Below are 17,515 nucleotides of genomic sequence, written 5' to 3' on the forward strand. Positions count from 1 at the left end.
CGCGGCGGGCGGCAGGGTCGAGGATTCGACCGGCGCGGCCGGGGTCGTCGGCGCGGGGCGCGGCAGCACCTCTTCCGGGCCGGGGGTGAAGGTCGGCGCGGCGTCGGTCGGCGCGCCGCCGTCGCGATAGACGCGAATGTCCGCTTCCGGGTCGACCGGCTGGGCGTCCAGCGGGGCCTCGACCTTCATGCTCTCGACCGGCGTGCCGACGGCAGGCGGCGCGTCCGTCGAGGAGCGCACGCCCGAGCGATAGAAGACCACCACCGCCACGATCAGCAGCAGCAGGACGATGGCGCTGATGATCAGGGTGATCGGCGGCGATTTGGCGGCCGGGGCCCGGCGCGGGTCATAGCCGCCGCGCGTGAAGGGCAGGTCGTCGTCGGTCGGCGGCGTATAGGCGCCCCGGTCGCGGCCGGCGTTAGGGTTGCCTCGGTGATCGTCGTCGTAGGACATTGGGTCGCGCCTTGATGGTCGTGGGACACGCGCGCGAATCGGCGCGCGTCGGCGCTCAGTCTAACGCGCCGTGAAGCCCTTCTCGAATCACAGATCGAGGGCGAGGTCGAGGCTGAACAGCTTCCTGTGGACCTCGATAGCGTAACGATCTGTCATACCGGCGATGTAGTCGCACACCGCCCGCGCCCGCGCGTCCCGGTCGTCGGTCAGGGCCGAGGCCTGCCATTCCGGCGGCATCACCTCCGGCTCGGCCATGAACAGCTGGAACAGCTGGGCCAGCACCCGGCGCGCCTGACTGCGGGTCCGGTTGACGCGGTAGTGGCGATACATCCGCTCGAACAGGAAGCGGCGCAGCACCGCCAGTTCCGCCATCATGCCGCTTGAGAACTGCACCAGCGTCTCGGGCGCGTTGCGGACATCCTCGACCGTCTCGATGCGGTGTTTGGCCAAACGGGCCTCGGTCTCGGCCAGAACATCGTCGACCATGACGCCGATCATCCGGCGCACGGCCTCCAGCCGCAGCATCCGCTCGTCAATGTCGGGCCAATCGGCACGCGCGCTGGCGATACAGCGTCCGATCAACGGCACGTCGGCCAGATCGGACAGGCTGAACAGCCCCGCCTGCACCCCGTCGTCCACGTCATGATTATTATAGGCGATGTCGTCGGCGATGGCCGCGCACTGGGCCTCAAGCGAGGCGAAGGTGCCCAGACGCAAGTCCCAGTCGGCCGCCCCGCTCGGCGCATAGGCGGCGACCGCCTTCCACGCCGGGTCCGTCAGTTGGTGCGCCACCGGGCCGTTGTGCTTGACCACGCCCTCGACCGTCTCCCAGCTCAGGTTCAGGCCGGGGAAGCTGGGATAGCGGGTCTCCAGCTCGGTCACGACGCGGAAGCTCTGGACGTTGTGATCGAAGCCGCCGAACGCCTTCATCTGTTCGTGCAGTTCGTCCTCGCCCGCATGGCTGAACGGCGGGTGGCCCAGATCGTGGGCCAGGGCGACCGTCTCGGCCAGATCGTCGTCCAGCCGCAGGGCGTGGGCCAACGACCGGGCGATCTGCGCCACCTCGAGGCTGTGCGTCAGCCGAGTGCGATAGTGGTCGCCCTCATGCGCCACGAAGACCTGCGTCTTCTCCTTCAGGCGGCGGAAGGCGGTGGCGTGGATGATGCGATCGCGGTCGCGAGCGAAGGCGGTGCGGGTGCGGCTGGCAGGCTCGAAAACATGGCGGCCGCGGCTGGCGGCGGGGTTTTCGGCGTAGGGGGCGCGGGTCTGGCTCAAGGCGGCAGGACTTCGTGATGGCGACAGGCCTTTGCGAACGCCTGTCGGCCCCTCATATAGAGGGCCGTGAGCACCGTCCAATCCACAGAATCAGCCCGCGACCTGTCGCTGTCGGTCGCACCCCGGTCGCCCGAGGGCATCACCCTGGCCGAGAGCGGCGCGCGCCGCCTGGCCAAGCTGTCAGAAGCCGAAGGCAAGCCGGTCCTGCTGCGCGTCGCCGTCGACGGCGGCGGCTGCTCGGGCTTCCAGTATCGCTTCGAGCTGGTGGACGGTCCTGAGGCCGACGATCTGGTGGTGCGGCGCGACGGTCAGGCCGTGGTGATCGACCCCGTCTCCATCCCCTTCCTGAAGGATTCCGAGATCGCCTTCGTGGACGAACTGGCGGGCGCCCAGTTCGTGATCCGCAATCCCAACGCCTCTTCCAGCTGCGGCTGCGGCGTCAGCTTCTCGATCTGAGCCGCGAAAAGCCTCGCTTGGCGGCGAGACGTAACACACCCATCTGTATGGGCATGACGCGCCTGTTCGCCCTGACCCTGCTGTTCTGCGCCTCGCCCCTGGCGGCGAGCGCCCAGACCTGGCCCGGCTGGCCCGGCCCTCCTCCGGCGGGTTACGATCCCCACATCGCCCGCGCCGAGCAGCATACCCAGGCCATGGAGCGTCTGCGCCTCCAGGCCGACCAGCGTGAGGCCGAGGCCGCCCGCATGAGGCTTCAGACCAGCCAGACCTTGCAGCGACTTGAAGCCGCGCGGTCGCCGCTCCCGGCGCCGCCGCCTGCGACGGCCTATGCGCCGCGCCCGACAACCCTGCCCGCGCCGGCAACCCTGACGTCGCCGCTCGACCAGACCGCGCACGGCGTGACGGAGATCGACGCCTGGCTGAGCCGTCCGCCGCACTGAACCACAGCGTTACATTTGCATCTCTTCACCTGCCCCTGCGTTTCAGCCTAGCTTCGGACCAGACGACGAAAGCGGAGAGCGACAGATGCGTTGGCAGGGCGGACGGCGCGGCGGCGGGGTTGAAGACCGGCGCGGCATGGGCGGCGGCGCGGTCGCGGGCGGCGGCATCGGAGTGCTGGTGCTGGCGGCCATCGGCTATTTCGTCTTCGGCATCGACCCGAACACCACCCAGCAGTTGGCCAGCCAGTTCGGCGGCGCCGGTCAGGCCGAGCAGCAGGGCCAGATGGGCTCGCCCGAGGATCAGGACGGCCAGTTCGTCGAAGTCATCGGCTCCAACATCAACGACGTGTGGAAGACCAAGCTGCGCGGCTACACCCCGCCGACCACCGTGCTTTATACGCAGGGCACCCAGACCGGCTGCGGCTACGGCCAGGCGGCGATGGGGCCCTTCTACTGCCCAGCCGATCAGAAGGTCTATCTGGACCTCAGCTTCTGGCGCGAGATGGAGAGCAAGCTGGGCGCATCCGGCGCGGACTTCGCCAAGGCCTATGTCATCGCCCATGAGTTCGGCCACCACGTCCAGACCCTGACCGGCGCCAGCCAGCAGGTGCAGCGCGCCCAGCAATCGGCGCGGTCGCAGGCCGAGGGCAACCGCTATTCCGTCGCGCTGGAGCTTCAGGCCGACTGCTACGCCGGGGTCTGGGCCAGCAACGCCGCCGCCGTGTCGAACGGCCAGGTGGCGCTGGAGCCGGGCGATCTGGAGGAAGGCATGAAGACAGCCCAGGCCATCGGCGACGACGCCCTGCAACGCCGCGGCGGCGGCCGCGTCTCGCCGGAAAGCTTCACCCACGGCTCTTCGGCCCAGCGGGTCGAGTGGCTGCAACGCGGCTATCAGACGGGCGATCCGGCCGCCTGCGACACCTTCGCCCAGCTCTAGGCCTGATGGATCAGGCGGCCTTCGTGCGCTTCAGGGGCGAAGGCCGTCCATAGGCGAACCAGCGCAACGCCCATTCCAGCGGCCCCATATTGAAAGCCCGCAGCCACAGGGCGCTGAAGACCATCTGGAACACCCAGATTCCCGCCGCCACGCCCCACAGGCCCCACCAGTCCAGCCTGCCCCACAGGTCAAGGCCATAGAACAGCAGGCCCGCGATCGCCGACTGGGCCAGATAATTGGTCAGGGCCATCCGCCCCAGGTTCCTCAAGGCGCGCCCCACGAAGCCGAGCGCGTTCAGCTTCCACAGCGACAGCAGCAGACCGACGTGCCCCAGGGTCATGGCGCAGCGGCCTAGTTCGTAGCTGGTCTGAGCCGTCCAGGATTCGGACGAGAACTGGCTGGTCCACAGCATCACGGCCTGGGCGCCGTTGACCGCCAGACCCAGGGCGTAGCCGCCCCCGGCCAGCGCCAGATAGAAGCCGAGCGACCGCGCCCCGCCCAACACCCCCAGCTTGAACAGCGCCATGCCCAGCAACATGAAGGCGACCGATTCAATGACCAGGGTGATGGTGTAGCTGGACGCCGCATAGTCCAGCCAGGTCCGCACGCTCCACTTCAGCAGGCCGACGACGCCTCCCGTGCGCGCGGCGGTTTCCTCAGCGATGGTCTCGGGCGTCAGGGTCTGCGCCTCCTGCGCGCGCACATGGACCTTCATCGCCTCTGCGTCCTCGACAGAAAGGACGGCGCCCGCCTCGACCTGGCTCACCAGATCGGCGCCGCGCCGCGCCTCGACCGCCTGATAGGCGCCGACCACGGCCGATTCGACGGTCAGCAACAACAATAAGGCGGCCGACAAGGCGATCAGCGTACGCGGCCGAGCCGTGCGAAAGACGAACAGCAGAAATCCCGACAGGCCGTAGACGTAAAGAATGTCCCCCGGAAACAGCAGGGCGGTGGCGTTGAAAATACCCAAGGCCAACAGGGCCATGCAGCGGCGGAAGTAGACGTCGGCCGCCTGGATCGTCCCGCGTCCGTCTTCGCCGCGCAGGGTAATCAGCAGCATCCCCGCCCCGAACAGCAGAGTGAACAGACCGCGCATCGAGCCCTGCACGAACAGGTGCTGGATGATCCACGCCGACCAGTCAGGATTGGCCAGCGTCGGCGGCAAGTCGGGATGATACTGCCCCCAAAGCCCGCCCATCATCATGATGTTGACCAGCAGGATGCCGCACAGGGCGAACCCGCGCAGGAGATCCAGGCTCTCCAGCCGCTGATTGGGCGACACCGATGTCATGCGAGGCGACGGGCCGGTCATACGGGCCGCTTATCCCCCTTCAGGCCGCGGATGAAACGGATTTTTCAGATGGAAACCTATCGAACCTAAACAATGGTCACATCCATTAACGGCGCGAGGTGCAGATTTCCGTCGCCGAGGTTCAGAATAACGTCGCGCCCGGCGAAAGCCTCCATGCCCAGCAGCGCCTCAGGATAGTTCGGCAGCGCCCGGCTGGCGTAGACAGCGGTCGCCACATTGCGCCACGCCTCACCGCCCAGCGCCACGCTTTGGGCCCGGATCATCCGCGTTCTGGCCACCCCGCCCAGGACGATGCTGGACCCCGATTGCTCGGGCCGTCCGTCCAACAGACCCGCTGCCTGCGCCGCCACGTCGCTGAGCGCCAGAAGCGAGGACGAACCGGTGTCCACCACCGCCTTGACCGGCGCGCCTTCGACCGCGACCTCGGCGATCAGAGCCGTGCCCGAACGTCGAACGGGCAAGGACCGATAGGCGGGCGCCAGCCCCGCCTGGGCCTCGCCGAACAGCCGCAACCGCCGTCGACGCAAGTCCATCTCCAGCGCCGCCTCCATCAGCAGATCCTGCCCCAGGATCAGCGGCGCGCCCAGGCCCTCGTCGCCCCCCAACGGCCCCAGGTCCAGAATGCCCGCACGCAGACGCTCCACGCGCGCCGCTCCAACGGCCAGATCCAGCGTCACGCCACGCCCCATCTGGGCGCGCCCGTCCACGCCATAGGCGATCAACGGCATGTCGAAGAGATCGTCCAGCCCCAGCTCCGCCACCAGCCGCCGGTCGATCACCGAATACTGCGCCCCGCTGTCGATCAGGGCGGTCAGCTCCCGCCCCGCCAGCCGCACGCGCACCGTCGGCAACAGGGTTCGTGGCGCGACGAAAGACAGCCAGCCGCTGGTCCCATCGGCGCCGAACGTCACGCTGGGTCGCCGCCACAGCACATGGTCTTTCAGCCACAGGCCGCCGCCAACGGCGGCGGCGATCGCTCCGGCACGGATGAGAAGGGAACGGCGGTTCATCCGCCTGACATGAACCGGCCGGCGGCGCGGCGCCAGCCCCCTTTCCCATCTCCGCGCGCCGGCGACGCCGCATTGGCGCCGATTGAGCCAGGTTGTTGCGCCACCTCGCGACAATTCCGTTCGCACGCGCAAAATATTCATGACGAAGTCGCAGATCGCGGCTAGAAACAACCCGTTATGCCAGCCTCCCCTGATCGTTACCTCTCGACGCGCGGCGACGCCGCTCCGACTCGCTTCAGCGACGCCCTGCTGCGCGGCATCGCGCCGGACGGCGGCCTCTACATGCCGCAGGCCTGGCCTCCCCTGCCCGCCGACGCCACCCGTCCCGGCCGTGGCTACGCCGAGATCGCCAAGGCGGCGATGGCGCCCTTCATCGGCGACGCCCTGCCTGCGGGGGCGCTGGACCGCGCCCTCGATCGCCTGACCAAGGGCTTCGACCATCCGCTGGTGACGCCGCTGGTCGAGCTGGAGCCCGGCCTGTTCGTGCTGGAGCTGTTCCACGGCCCCACGGCGGCGTTCAAGGATCTGGCCATGCAGCTGGTCGCCGCCCTGTCGGACGAGGCCCTGGCCGCGACGGGCGAGACCCTGACCCTGCTGACCGCCACCAGCGGCGATACGGGCGCCGCCGCCGTGCGCGCCTTTGCGGGCGCCGAACGCATCAAGCTGATCGTCCTGCACCCGCTGGATCGCGTCTCGCCGGTGCAGCGCAAACAGATGACGACGGTCCAGGCCGACAACGTTCTAAACCTGGCCGTGCGCGGCGATTTCGACGACTGCCAGCGCCTGGTGAAGGGGCTGCTGGCCGAGGAATCCTTACGCGAACAGGGTCGTCTGTCCTCGGTCAACTCGATCAACTGGGGCCGTCTGGCGGGCCAGATTCCCTATTACGTCTCGGCCACGGCCCAGCTGGGCCAGGCGGCGACCTTCGTGGTGCCGACCGGCAATTTCGGCGACGCCTTCGCCGGCATCGCCGCCCGCAAGATGGGCCTGCCCGCCGCCGGTTTCGTCGCCGCCGTCAACCAGAACGACGCCCTGGCCCGCGCCATCAACGACGGCGTCTACGCCCGCCGCCCGGCGGTCGAGAGCGGCAGCGTGTCGATGGACGTTCAGGCGCCGTCCAACTTCGAACGTCTGGTGTTCGAGGCCTCCGGCCGCGACGCCGAGGCCACCCGCGCAGTGTTCGAAACCTTCGCGCGCGAAGGTTCCGTGAGCCTGCCCGCCGACCTGCTGGCCGCCCTGCGCGCCGAGGTCTCCGCCGTCTCGGTCGACGAAGCGACGACCAAGGCCGAGATCGCCCACGCCCACGCCGCCTGGGGCCGCATCGCCTGCCCGCATACGGCGGTCGCCTTGGCCGCCGCGCGCCGTCTGGACCGCAACGGCGCGCCCATCGTCGCCCTATCCACCGCCCACCCGTCCAAGTTCGGCGCCTTCGTCTCTGACGTCATCGGCGTCGAGCCGGAACCGGCCCCCGTCATCCGCGCCCTGGGCGACCGGCCGGAACGCCTGACGGTGATCGAGAACACGCCCGAGGCGGCGCTGGCGGCGGTGAAGGGGTTCGCGGGGTAAGAAACAGTCCAGTTTCAGCCTTGACCGGGCAACGTCGAACAGGTCGGTTCGACAAGCCCCTCTTCGGCAACGCGGTAACCGGCCAAGCTGTCGCCGACAACTCGAAGCGCCGACTGGGTCGCGTACGATCCGCCATTCAGGGCGCGATCCTGAAAACAAGCGATGACGCCACCTGGCGTTATTCGGATGATGCGCAAACTCAATGCCCAATCATTCGGCCGCTCCAGCGTTGCGACACCATCTGCAACGTTCATCTGCGTGAAGAACCAATCGCGTGGGCGTCTACGGCCAGCGTCTCGCGACGGCCCCGTCGAGTTCTGGAACGAAGTAAGATCAAGAAGTTGCAGGATATGGGCCGCCGACACGTCCTGTAAGGATGTTGAAGACGCCAAGGAAGCCGTCGAAGCGAGATTCGCTCCGACAAACAAAACCACTAGAGGCAGGCGAAAGCAGACCATCGTGATACCCTTGGCTGGAAACCACGAATACGCCAGCATCAGCTCTCGCCTGTCTAGCCGATACGCTCTCCGATGCGCCTAAGCCGGCTCCGCCGCCTTCCAGTAGTCCAGCCGCCGGAAGAAGGGCGACGGATCCTTGGGCGTGACCAGGTTGGCCGGGTCGTGGAACAGCCGGTCGTGCAGGCGCGTCAGGGTGAAGCGCACCGCCGCCGCCGCGCCGAGTTCCGGCAAGGCCTGACGCTCGGCGTCCGACAGGGGCCGCACCGACTCATAGCCCTTCTGGAAGGCGCGCAGAGCCGACGGGATGGGCCGCCCCTCGGCGTCGAAGCCCCAGGCGCTGAGCGCGATGGCCAGGTCATAGGCCAGCACGTCGACGCAGGCGAAGTAGAAGTCGATCACCCCGCCCACATCCGTCGCCCCATGCTCGTTGGTGGCGAACAGAACGTTGTCGGGGAAGTAATCGGCGTGGATCGGCCCGCGCGGCAGGGCGGGATCGCTCCACGGCCGGGCCAGGTCCGGCAGCAGGCGCTGCATCTGCTCCAACATCCGGCGGTCCTCGCCCGCAGCGACCGTATCGCAGCGCGCGGCCAGGTCCGCCCAGGCGCGCGGCCCGACCGGGTTTTCGCGCACGCCGTCATGGTCGGCCGCATCCAGATGCAGCAGCGCCAGCACCTGACCGGCGCGATACTGATCCTTGTCCGTCGGCTGGCGCTTCCAGGCGCCGGGCGTCCACTCGACGATGGCGGCGGCGCGGCCGTTCAGACGCCCGATCACCTGACCGTGCAGGTCTGCGACAGGCGCAGGCGTCGGGAAGCCCTGCGCCGCCAGCCGCCCCGTCAGGCCGAGGCAGAACGGCAGGGCCGAGGCCTCGGTCCGCCCCTCGAACAGGGTCAGTACATAGGCGCCCTGCTCCGTGACCAGGCGATAGTTGGTGTTCTCGACCCCCTCGGCGATCGGGGTCAGTTCGACCAACCCGCCGAGAGGGTAGCGCATGAGATAGTCGTCGGCCTGTTGCGGCGTGACGGGCGTGAAGACGGCCATGACTAGACAAGCTCCGCAGCGGCGCGGCGGGCGCGCATGACATCGGCGACATCGGCCAGCACGCTCTCGGTCGTGGCCCAGCGCCCGGCGCCGCGCCCCTTGCACGTCCACACCCGGCCGTCCTGACCATAGACCTTCAAGGCGTTGCGCTCTCCGTTCAGCGACAGGAAGAGCGCGTCTTCCAGTTCGCCGTCAAGCCGCACCGAGGCGTCCAGGGCGCCGTCGCGCTCGAAGCAGGCGCCGATCTGGCGCACCGGCGCCTCGCCCAGCGGCGTCTCGGCGGCCAGAACGTCGCGCGGCAGGTCGTCAGGCGAGCGGCCGAAGGCCTCGAACGACAGCAGCTTGACCTTGGCCGCGGCGTCGAAGCCTTCCAGATCGGACGAAGGGTCTTCCTCGGCGAAGCCGGCGGCGCGAGCGTCGGCCAGGGCGTCGGAGAAGGTCGCCCCCTCGCCCAGACGCTGCAGCATGAAGTTAACCGTGCCGTTCAGCACCGCCTCGAAACCGGCCACCGGACCGGCGGCGCGGGCGGCGCGCAACGTCTCGATCATCGGCGAGCCGCCGCCGACCGAGGCCGACCAGGCGACGCGACAGCCGTTGGCGTCGGCCAGGGCCTGAAGCCCCTTGGGATCGCGGGCCACGGCCTGTTTGTTGGCGCTGACCACGTCGCAGCCCGCCTCCAGCGCGCGGCGGATCAGGGCGTGGCCCGCCTCGCCCTCGGACAGGGCCTCCAGCACCAGGTCCGGCTTCTTGGCCAACAAGGCTTCGACGTCGTTGGTGAACAGTTCGGCAGGCGCCGAGACGTCACGCTTTTTCAAGGGGTTGCGCACCAGGACGCCGACCACTTCAAAGCGGTCGTCCGGCAGCAGGCGGCTGAGCAGGCCGCCGCCGACGACGCCGCAACCGGCCACGGCGACCTTCAGCGGTTCAGCCGCCTGCACCGGGCCGGGAGGGGCGCCGCGTTCGCCGACGATCGTGCCTTCAGCGCGGCCAAGCGCGGCGACCTCGATGTCGACGCCGCGCGCCTCGGCCAGGTCGATGGCGTCGTGCTGGACCAGGGCGCCGCCGACCTGACGCGCCGTGTCCCAGCTGGCCCGGCGATAGCGCAGCGGCGTGCCCGTCTCGCAGGCTGGATCGCGGTCGTAGAGGCCGTCGACGTCCTTCACCAGACGCACCCGCTTCAGGCCCAGTTCGGCGGCCAGAACCACCGCCGTCAGGTCCGATCCGCCGCGCCCCAGCAGGGCCACCCGGCCGTTCGCGCGCACCGCGCCGAAGCCCGGCACCACCACCACCTCATGCTCGGCCAGGGCCTGATGCAGACGCTCGCCCTTCAGCGACACGGGGCGGGCGTGCTGGGCCGGGCCTTCGGCGACGATGCCCAGTTCGCGCACCGACAGACCCACGGCGTCCAGTCCCACCCGGTCGCAGGCCACGGCGACCAGGGCGGCGGCCTTTTCCTCGCCCAGCACGACATAGGCGGGCAGCAGCTCGTTCTCGTGATCCAGACCCAGACTGCGGGCGTCGGCCAGCAGCTGATCCGTCTGACCGGCCAGGGCCGAAACCACCGCCACCACCTTCCGGCCTGCGCGGACGTGGCCGTAGATTTCGCTGGCGACGGCTGGGGCCTGAGAGGCGTCGCGCAGGACCGACGAACCGAACTTCAGCACCACCACATCGGCGGCGGGGGCGAGCGCTGCGACCGGTTTCGACTGATCGGCGACGAGGGCGAGAGAGGCGGACATGGGCGTTTCCTGAAGGCTGGATCTGGGAGGATTTCGGGAGAGGTCGGAGGTGGGTTCGGGCCAATAAAAAACCCGCCCGGGGGTCCGGGCGGGTGATCGGTTTTCTGCGTTTTCTCGCCTAGACGGCGCGCATCATCCGGTCCCCGCCCGCAAGGGCATGGTGGTGGTACCGGTGGTCGTAATCATGGACGCGAAGAGGCCCGTCGCCGAGGCGGCGATCGCGGTCGTCTTCATGCTGGCGAGGCGGTAAGGCACAGGCGGCGTCCGGTTGAAAATCGTGCCTTAGGGTGAGCCAGGGCGCCGCGCCGCGTCAACCCCGCCTCGAAAGAATTTTTCGCAACATCGTCTCAGGACGCCGTTTTCGCCACCCACATGAGCCGCACGCGCAGAAATGGGGTGAAATTTTTCGCTTGACCGGCGCCCTTCGCAACCGCACCGTAAGCTCACTCATCAAGACCGGCTGAGGGATTAGGCCCTTTGACGCCGGGGCAACCATCGGGTTCCGCCCGAAACGGTGCCAACTCCTGCGGGGTTCTTCGGGCTTGCCTGAAAGGACCGCGAGAGATGGGTGGAGCGTCGATAAGGCGGCGCGCCACAGGTCTGTCACGCATGGGTTTCGCCGGTGAGCCGAACCTTTGAGTGATGCGATGACCCTGGCCCTGATTTCCACTGAAACCTCCGAAGAGCCTTCCTGTAAGGCCTCCGCCGCTGCGCCTGCGCCCAAGGGCGGCGCCCAGATCGGCGTGAAGGCCGCGCGCCGTCCGTCGGAACTGCTTCAGCGCGACGGCGCCCATGACGTCGCGGTTGCGATCCCCGACGGCTTCGAACTGGATTTCGGCGGAACCCTGACCCAGAAGCGGGTCATCGGCCGCCTGCACGGCAAGGCCAACGCCCCGCTGATCGTGGTCGCAGGCGGCATTTCCGCCGACCGTTACGTGCACCGCACCGAGACCAAGGGGCTGGGCTGGTGGTCCGGCGCCGTCGGCGTGCGCGCGCCGATCGACCTGACCCGCTTCCGCGTCCTAGCCTTTGATTTCGCGCCTGAATTCGGCGACGGCGTCAAGGACGCCAAGAGCCCGCTGACCATCACCACCCAGGATCAGGCGCGGCTGTTAGCCCTGCTGCTGGACCACCTGGGCGTGGACAAGGTCGCCGCCTTCATCGGCTGTTCCTACGGCGGCATGATCGCCCTGGCCTTCGGCGAGCTGTTCCCCGATTGGGCCGAGCAGTTGGTGGTGGTGTCCGCCGCCCATCGCCCGCATCCGCTGGCCACGGCCTGGCGCGGCATCCAGCGCCGCATCCTGCAACTGGGCCTGGAGACCGGCCGCATCGATCAGGCCGTGGGTCTGGCGCGCGAACTGGCCATGACCACCTACCGCACCCAGGAAGAGTTCGGCGACCGCTTCGATTCCGAGGCCCCCAGCCACGCGGGCCAGGCCTATCCGGTGTGCGATTACCTGCAGGCGCGCGGCCGGGCCTATCGCGACCGCACCACCCCCTCGCGCTGGCTCAGCCTGTCGGACTCCATCGACCGCCACCGCGTCGAGCCCGAGGCCATCAGCGCCCCTGTCACCCTGATCGGCTTCACCACCGACCGCCTCTGCCCGATCGAAGACATGAGGGAGCTGGCCGACCGCCTGCCCAACCTCTGGCGCTTTGAACAACACGCCTCCGTCTACGGCCACGACGCCTTCCTGAAGGAAGACAAGCTGGTCGCCGACATCCTGACCTCCGTATTGAAGGACATCGACCAATGAGCCGCGCCCGTCCCGCTGATCCCCGCACCATCGCCGCCCGCTCGGGCGTCGATACGGACACGGCTCACGGCGCGGTCATGCCGGCGCTGTATCTGTCGTCCAACTATTCCTTCGCCGCCTTCGGCCAGCCGCGCAGATACGACTATTCGCGCTCAGGCAATCCGACCCGCGACGTGCTGGCCGAGACCCTGGCCGAACTGGAAGGCGGCGCGGGCGCCGTCATCACCGCCACCGGCATGGCGGCGGTCGACCTGCCGCTCAGCCTGCTGGAGCCGGACGACCTGCTGATCGCGCCGCATGACTGTTACGGCGGTACGCACCGCCTGCTGTGCGCCCGTGCCAGGAAGGGGCATTTCCGCGTCGCCTTCGTCGATCAGAACGACAGCGCCGCCCTGGACGCCGCCCTGGCCGACGGCTGCAAGCTGGTGCTGGTCGAGACCCCGTCCAACCCCCTGCTGCGCGTCACCGACATCGCCGATGTCTGTCGCCGCGCCCACGCCGTGGGGGCCAAGGTGGCGTGCGACAACACCTTCCTGTCGCCGGCCCTGCAACGGCCGTTGGAGCTGGGCGCCGACATCGTGGTCCACTCGACCACCAAATACATCAACGGCCATTCCGACGTGGTCGGCGGCGCCGTGGTCTCGGCCGATCCGGCCGACCATGAAAAGCTGGCCTGGTGGGCCAACTGCCTGGGCGTCACCGGCTCGCCGTTCGACGCCTATCAGACCCTGCGCGGCCTGCGGACCCTGTTCACCCGCATCGAGCGCCAGCAGGCGACGGCCAGCCTGGTCGCGGCGGTGCTGGAGCTGCACCCGGCGGTCAAGGCCGTCCACTATCCGGGCCTGACCAGCCATCCCGGCCACGACCTGGCGGCGCGGCAACAGTCGGGCCCCGGCGCCATGCTCAGCTTCGAATTGAACGGCGGGACCGAGGCGGTGCGCCAGGTGATCGAGCGGCTGGACGTCTTCACCCTGGCGGAATCCCTGGGCGGGGTCGAAAGCCTGGTCGCCCACCCGGCCACCATGACCCACGCCGCCATGACGCCCGAGGCCCGCGTGACGGCCGGCATCACCGACGGCCTGTTGCGCCTGTCGGTCGGTCTGGAGCATCAGGACGACATCCTGGCCGACCTGACCCAGGCCCTGGACGCGGTAACGCTGAAGGCGGCGGCGTAAGCGCGGAAAGCGCGCGCTTCTCCCGTCCCTTCATCTGGAGGGAGAATTTGGCGCCTAAGCTACGGCTCGCGCCAGGGCGTCCATCCGTCCGCGCGCGTCCAGGTCGCGCACATCGTCCAGGGCGAACTGACCCATCATGCGATCCAGCTCGATCGCGTCGGAGGCCAGGGCGTGGCTGGCGGCGGTCGATTCCTCGACCATGGCCGCGTTCTGCTGCGTCACCTGATCCATCTGGTTCACGGCGATGTTGACCTGCTGCAGGCCGCTGGACTGTTCGTGCGAAGAGGCGGCGATCTCTTCGGCGATGACGGTCAGGCGCTGAATCTGACCGGCGATCCGCTCCAGCGCATGGCCGGTGTCGCCGACCAGCGCCACGCCCGCCCCGACCTGACGGCCCGACTCGGTAATCAGGGTCTTGATCTCCTTGGCCGCTGAGGCCGAGCGCTGCGCCAGGGCCCGCACTTCCGAAGCCACCACGGCGAAGCCGCGACCGGCGTCGCCCGCGCGCGCCGCCTCGACGCCCGCGTTCAGCGCCAGCAGGTTGGTCTGGAAGGCGATCTCATCGATCACGCCGATGATGGCGCCGATCTCGGACGACGAGCGTGCGATCTCGCCCATGGCGGCGATGGCGCGGCCGACCACGGCCTGGCCGTCCACCGCCTCGGACTGGGCGCCGCGCACCACGCCGCCCGCCTCCGTCGCGCCCTCGGCCGAACGGGCCACGGTGGCGGTGATCTGCTCCAGGGCGGCGGCGGTTTCTTCCAGGCTGGCGGCCTGCTGTTCGGTGCGGCGCGACAGGTCGTCGGACGCCTGTGAAATCTCGCGGGCGCTGGCGCCGATGGCGGCGGCGCGCTCAACGATCACCCGCATCACGCCCTGCAGCTTGTCCATCGCCGCGTTGAAGTCGGTGCGCAGCCCCTCATACTCAGGCGCGAACGGATCGTTGAGGCGGAAGGCCAGCTGGCCGTGCGACAGCCGGTCCAGACCCTTGGCCACGCCCTCGACCACGCGGGCCTGCTGGCGAGCGGCCTCGGCGTCGCGCTCGGCCTGGGCCTGGCGTTCGATTTCGGCGGCGTGGCGCGCGGCCTCGGCCTCGGCCTCCAGACGCACCTTCTCCTCGGCGTTCTGCTTGAAGGTCAGGACGGCGTCGGCCATGCGGCCGATCTCGTCGCGGCGGCCGATCGCGGGGATGGCCACATTCAGGTCGCCGCCCGCCAGGCGTCCCATGGCGCGGGTCATGGCCTCGACCGGACGGCTCAACGCCCCAATCAGCCACAGGGCCGCGCCCACAGCGATGCCCAGGGCCAGCACCCCGCCTACGGCGAAGGCGACATAGGCCTCGGTGAAGGCGAAGGCCTTGGCCTTGGCCCGCTCCTCGGCCAGCACGACTTCCTGCTTCTGGATCGAGCCGACCGCCTGTCGAATGTCCGACAGGCGCGCCGCCGAGGCCAGTTGAGACAGGGCGGCTTCATGCGTCGCAGGCTCGCGCGCCAGGGCCATGACCCCTTGGGCGCTCTTCTCAAATTCAGCGGTGGCGGCGATCAGCGCCGTCTGCTCGGCGGCATAGGCCCCGTCGACATCCGACGCGGCCAGGTCCGCCATCCGCGACTTCACGTCCGCGCCGCCCTGATTGAAGGCTTCGATGAAGCCGGGGTCGCGGCTGGCGACATAGCCGCGCATGGCGTTCTGCTGCTCGACGGCGGCGGCCATCAGGCGGTCCGACGCCTTCATCACCTCGCGCGAGGCCGTGTCCGCCGCATCGGCGCGCTGCAAGGACGCCACGCACCACAGGACGATCAGGGTCGCCGCCCCGCACGCCGCGATCACCGCCATGAAGGACAGGATCAGCTTCTTGGGGACCGACAGGTTCTGCAACATGACTTCAAGGCTCGGGGAGGGAGGTTCAGCCTCGCTCCTAGCCCGCGCTTGTTCGACAAAGTGTTAGCGCCCGCCTGCGGGCATCTACTTAATCGCCCTCACAGCGCCTTCAGCACCACCGACAGGGCCGTCAGCAACAGATAGACCGCGAAGGCCCGGCGCAGCATCTTTCGATCCAGCCGATGCGCCAACCGCGCGCCATAGGGCGCCGTCAGCGCCGTCAGCAGCCCCATGATCACCGCCGCCGGCACATTGACGTAGCCCAGCGACAACGGCGGCCGCCCCGGCGCGTCCCAGCCGAACACGGCGAATCCCAGGGCCGCCGCAGACCCGATGGCCAGGCCGAAGCCCGAGGCCGTCGCCACCGCCTGATGGATCGGCCGCCCGCACAGGGTCATGGTCATGCCGCCGAAACTGCCGCCGCCGACGCCCATCATGGCCGACAGCAGGCCGATGCCCGTGCCCACGCCGCGCCGCCCCCAGCCTGTCGGCAGATCCTTTCGCAGGGTGAATCGCTCGGGCAGCAGCCCCATCTGCGCCGCGATCAGCAGCAGGCAGACGCCATAGACGATCGCCAGCCCCTCCATGGAGGTGAAACCCGCGACCGCCGCCCCGATCAGCCCCCCGAACGCCACCCAGGGCGTCCAGGTCTTCAGCACCTGTTCGTCCACCGCCCCGTGCGCACGGTGCGTCGCCAGCGATCGCAGCGAGGTGGCGACGATGGTCAGCAGCGAGGTGCCGATGGCGACGTGCAGATTGCCCTCCCCGCCCACGCCCAGCACCGAGAAGGCGTAGAACAGCGCCGGCACCAGGACCGTCCCGCCGCCGACGCCGAACAGGCCGCCGATCACGCCCGCGACCGCCCCCGCCCCAACCAGGGCGGCGACCATCAGGACAAGTTCGGACAAGGGCAGAGTCATGGCCAATGGCTTAGCCGTCCGCCGTCACGCCGTCAGCCCTTTCGCGGAGGTGAGCGCTCTACGCCGCCTTGCGCGCCTCAGCCTCGCGCACGGCCTCGACCGCGCGATCGACGACCTCCAGCCCCGCGCCGGGCTTGACGCCCTCGACGGTCAGGATGCGGCGGAAGGCGCGCGCCCCTGCCCGGCCGTGCATCAGACCCAGCATATGTCGGGTCATGCTCGCCAGATTGGCGCCCTCGTCCAGCCGCGCAGCCATATAGGGACGGTAACGCTCCAGCGCCTCGAACACGTCAACGTCCGGCGTGGCCTCGCCGAAGATGCGGCGGTCCACCTGCCCCATCAGCGCAGGCTCATGATAGGCCGCGCGGCCCAGCATGACGCCGTCCAGTTGCACGCCGTCATCGGCCCTCAAGTGCGCCTCGGCCTGATCCAGATCGCCGATACCGCCGTTGATGCAAATGGTCAGATGCGGCCGTTCGCGCTTCAGCCGCCGCACCAGCGCATAGTCCAGCGGCGGCACGTCGCGGTTCTCCTTGGGCGACAGGCCCTTCAGCCACGCCTTGCGCGCATGGACGATGAAGCTGTCGATCCCCACCGCCGCCGAGGCGTCGACCGTGGCGAACAGGCTGATCTCAGGGTCTTGATCGTCCACGCCGATGCGGCATTTGACGGTGGCGGGGACGCGGACCGCCTCCTTGATCGCCGCCATACAGTCGGCCACCAGCTCCGGCTCGCGCATCAGGCAGGCGCCGAACCGGCCCGACTGCACCCGATCCGAGGGGCAGCCGACATTCAGATTGATCTCGTCATAGCCATAGGCCTCGCCGATCTTCGCCGCCTCGGCCAACTGCGCCGGATCCGACCCGCCCAGTTGCAACGCCACCGGGTGCTCGACCGCGTCAAAGCCCAGCAGGCGGTCGCGATCGCCGTGGATCACCGCCGGGGCCGTCACCATTTCCGTATAGAGCAGGGCGCGCGTGCTCAGGGCCCTATGGAACGCCCGACAATTGCGGTCAGTCCAGTCCATCATGGGGGCGACGGAAAACCGGTGCGGCGGATGCTGGCTCATGGCCCGCCCCTATAGAGAAAAGGGGG

The 17,515-nt window shown here is 69.1% G+C and carries 15 protein-coding genes, 1 pseudogene and 1 riboswitch; of the genes and pseudogenes, 6 read left to right on the top strand and 10 right to left on the bottom strand.

The window, feature by feature from the left end:
• Both B2Y21_RS01195 and B2Y21_RS01200 read right to left on the bottom strand, forming a co-directional pair.
• Positions 1-453 (bottom strand): annotated as a pseudogene (locus B2Y21_RS01195) (SPOR domain-containing protein); the annotation flags it as partial.
• An 87-nt stretch (positions 454-540) separates the two neighbouring features.
• Entirely contained in the window at positions 541-1,728 is a 1,188-nt protein-coding gene (locus tag B2Y21_RS01200; protein ID WP_292056167.1) for a deoxyguanosinetriphosphate triphosphohydrolase, read from the bottom strand.
• Positions 1,729-1,836: 108 nt separating this feature from the next.
• On the opposite strand from B2Y21_RS01200, the gene erpA reads away from it, so the two are divergent.
• The 3 genes from erpA (at position 1,837) to ypfJ (ending at position 3,561) form a co-directional block, all read left to right on the top strand.
• Positions 1,837-2,184 carry an iron-sulfur cluster insertion protein ErpA gene (gene erpA, locus B2Y21_RS01205; RefSeq protein ID WP_292056222.1) on the top strand — a complete coding sequence of 116 codons (348 nt, stop codon included), beginning with the start codon at positions 1,837-1,839 and terminating at the stop codon, positions 2,182-2,184.
• A 53-nt stretch (positions 2,185-2,237) separates the two neighbouring features.
• Complete coding sequence (locus B2Y21_RS01210; RefSeq protein WP_292056169.1) at positions 2,238-2,624, top strand: hypothetical protein; 387 nt, start codon at positions 2,238-2,240, stop codon at positions 2,622-2,624.
• Positions 2,625-2,709: 85 nt separating this feature from the next.
• A complete protein-coding gene (ypfJ, locus tag B2Y21_RS01215) occupies positions 2,710-3,561 on the top strand; it encodes a KPN_02809 family neutral zinc metallopeptidase (protein WP_125899949.1) in 852 nt (283 codons plus the stop codon).
• A gap of 10 nt (positions 3,562-3,571) precedes the next feature.
• On the opposite strand, the gene B2Y21_RS01220 is transcribed toward ypfJ, so the two are convergent.
• Entirely contained in the window at positions 3,572-4,876 is a 1,305-nt protein-coding gene (locus tag B2Y21_RS01220; protein ID WP_292056172.1) for a DUF418 domain-containing protein, read from the bottom strand.
• A 65-nt stretch (positions 4,877-4,941) separates the two neighbouring features.
• A complete protein-coding gene (locus B2Y21_RS01225) occupies positions 4,942-5,886 on the bottom strand; it encodes an aspartyl protease family protein (RefSeq protein WP_292056173.1) in 945 nt (314 codons plus the stop codon).
• 177 nt (positions 5,887-6,063) lie between these two features.
• On the opposite strand from B2Y21_RS01225, the gene thrC reads away from it, so the two are divergent.
• Positions 6,064-7,452 (top strand): threonine synthase, encoded by a 1,389-nt coding sequence (gene thrC, locus B2Y21_RS01230; protein ID WP_292056175.1) that lies wholly within the window; start codon positions 6,064-6,066, stop codon positions 7,450-7,452.
• A gap of 14 nt (positions 7,453-7,466) precedes the next feature.
• On the opposite strand, the gene B2Y21_RS01235 is transcribed toward thrC, so the two are convergent.
• From B2Y21_RS01235 to B2Y21_RS01245, 3 genes are read right to left on the bottom strand one after another with little or no spacing between them, the layout of a single operon-like run.
• Positions 7,467-7,949, bottom strand: coding sequence for a hypothetical protein (locus B2Y21_RS01235; protein WP_292056176.1), 483 nt, complete (start codon positions 7,947-7,949; stop codon positions 7,467-7,469).
• Between the two features lie 39 nt (positions 7,950-7,988).
• The gene (locus B2Y21_RS01240; protein WP_292056178.1) at positions 7,989-8,951 is read right to left on the bottom strand and encodes a homoserine kinase; all 963 of its coding nucleotides are present in this window, start codon (positions 8,949-8,951) and stop codon (positions 7,989-7,991) included.
• A 2-nt stretch (positions 8,952-8,953) separates the two neighbouring features.
• Complete coding sequence (locus tag B2Y21_RS01245) at positions 8,954-10,690, bottom strand: homoserine dehydrogenase (RefSeq protein WP_292056181.1); 1,737 nt, start codon at positions 10,688-10,690, stop codon at positions 8,954-8,956.
• Between the two features lie 444 nt (positions 10,691-11,134).
• Positions 11,135-11,261: riboswitch (SAM riboswitch) on the top strand.
• 76 nt (positions 11,262-11,337) lie between these two features.
• Between B2Y21_RS01245 and metX the strand changes: the two genes are divergently transcribed.
• Together metX and metB are read left to right on the top strand one after the other, a co-directional pair.
• A complete protein-coding gene (metX, locus tag B2Y21_RS01250; protein WP_292056183.1) occupies positions 11,338-12,447 on the top strand; it encodes a homoserine O-succinyltransferase MetX in 1,110 nt (369 codons plus the stop codon).
• Complete coding sequence (gene metB, locus B2Y21_RS01255) at positions 12,444-13,622, top strand: cystathionine gamma-synthase (RefSeq protein WP_292056185.1); 1,179 nt, start codon at positions 12,444-12,446, stop codon at positions 13,620-13,622. Before metX ends, metB begins: the two co-directional genes overlap by 4 nt.
• A 54-nt stretch (positions 13,623-13,676) precedes the next feature.
• Here the strand turns inward: metB and B2Y21_RS01260 are convergent, their stop codons facing one another.
• From B2Y21_RS01260 to dusA, 3 genes are all read right to left on the bottom strand, one after another.
• Positions 13,677-15,500, bottom strand: a complete 1,824-nt coding sequence (locus B2Y21_RS01260) for a methyl-accepting chemotaxis protein (protein ID WP_292056187.1) — start codon at positions 15,498-15,500, stop codon at positions 13,677-13,679.
• Between the two features lie 98 nt (positions 15,501-15,598).
• Complete coding sequence (locus tag B2Y21_RS01265) at positions 15,599-16,408, bottom strand: sulfite exporter TauE/SafE family protein (protein WP_292056188.1); 810 nt, start codon at positions 16,406-16,408, stop codon at positions 15,599-15,601.
• Positions 16,409-16,478: 70 nt separating this feature from the next.
• Positions 16,479-17,489, bottom strand: a complete 1,011-nt coding sequence (dusA, locus tag B2Y21_RS01270; RefSeq protein WP_292056189.1) for a tRNA dihydrouridine(20/20a) synthase DusA — start codon at positions 17,487-17,489, stop codon at positions 16,479-16,481.
• Positions 17,490-17,515 lie beyond the last annotated feature (26 nt).

Origin of the sequence: Brevundimonas sp. UBA5936 (genome assembly GCA_002430835.1) — a bacterium.
Taxonomy (GTDB): Bacteria; Pseudomonadota; Alphaproteobacteria; order Caulobacterales; family Caulobacteraceae; genus Brevundimonas.

Excerpts from the sequence above, each read along its gene's own strand:
- B2Y21_RS01260 (WP_292056187.1), bottom strand. The coding sequence starts at position 15,500 with ATGTTGCAGAACCTGTCGGTCCCCAAGAAGCTGATCCTGTCCTTCATG.
- metB (WP_292056185.1), top strand. The coding sequence starts at position 12,444 with ATGAGCCGCGCCCGTCCCGCTGATCCCCGCACCATCGCCGCCCGCTCG.
- B2Y21_RS01220 (WP_292056172.1), bottom strand. The coding sequence starts at position 4,876 with ATGACCGGCCCGTCGCCTCGCATGACATCGGTGTCGCCCAATCAGCGG.
- B2Y21_RS01240 (WP_292056178.1), bottom strand. The coding sequence starts at position 8,951 with ATGGCCGTCTTCACGCCCGTCACGCCGCAACAGGCCGACGACTATCTC.
- B2Y21_RS01210 (WP_292056169.1), top strand. The coding sequence starts at position 2,238 with ATGACGCGCCTGTTCGCCCTGACCCTGCTGTTCTGCGCCTCGCCCCTG.
- B2Y21_RS01245 (WP_292056181.1), bottom strand. The coding sequence starts at position 10,690 with ATGTCCGCCTCTCTCGCCCTCGTCGCCGATCAGTCGAAACCGGTCGCA.
- ypfJ (WP_125899949.1), top strand. The coding sequence starts at position 2,710 with ATGCGTTGGCAGGGCGGACGGCGCGGCGGCGGGGTTGAAGACCGGCGC.
- thrC (WP_292056175.1), top strand. The coding sequence starts at position 6,064 with ATGCCAGCCTCCCCTGATCGTTACCTCTCGACGCGCGGCGACGCCGCT.
- B2Y21_RS01235 (WP_292056176.1), bottom strand. The coding sequence starts at position 7,949 with ATGCTGGCGTATTCGTGGTTTCCAGCCAAGGGTATCACGATGGTCTGC.
- dusA (WP_292056189.1), bottom strand. The coding sequence starts at position 17,489 with ATGAGCCAGCATCCGCCGCACCGGTTTTCCGTCGCCCCCATGATGGAC.
- B2Y21_RS01225 (WP_292056173.1), bottom strand. The coding sequence starts at position 5,886 with ATGAACCGCCGTTCCCTTCTCATCCGTGCCGGAGCGATCGCCGCCGCC.
- metX (WP_292056183.1), top strand. The coding sequence starts at position 11,338 with ATGACCCTGGCCCTGATTTCCACTGAAACCTCCGAAGAGCCTTCCTGT.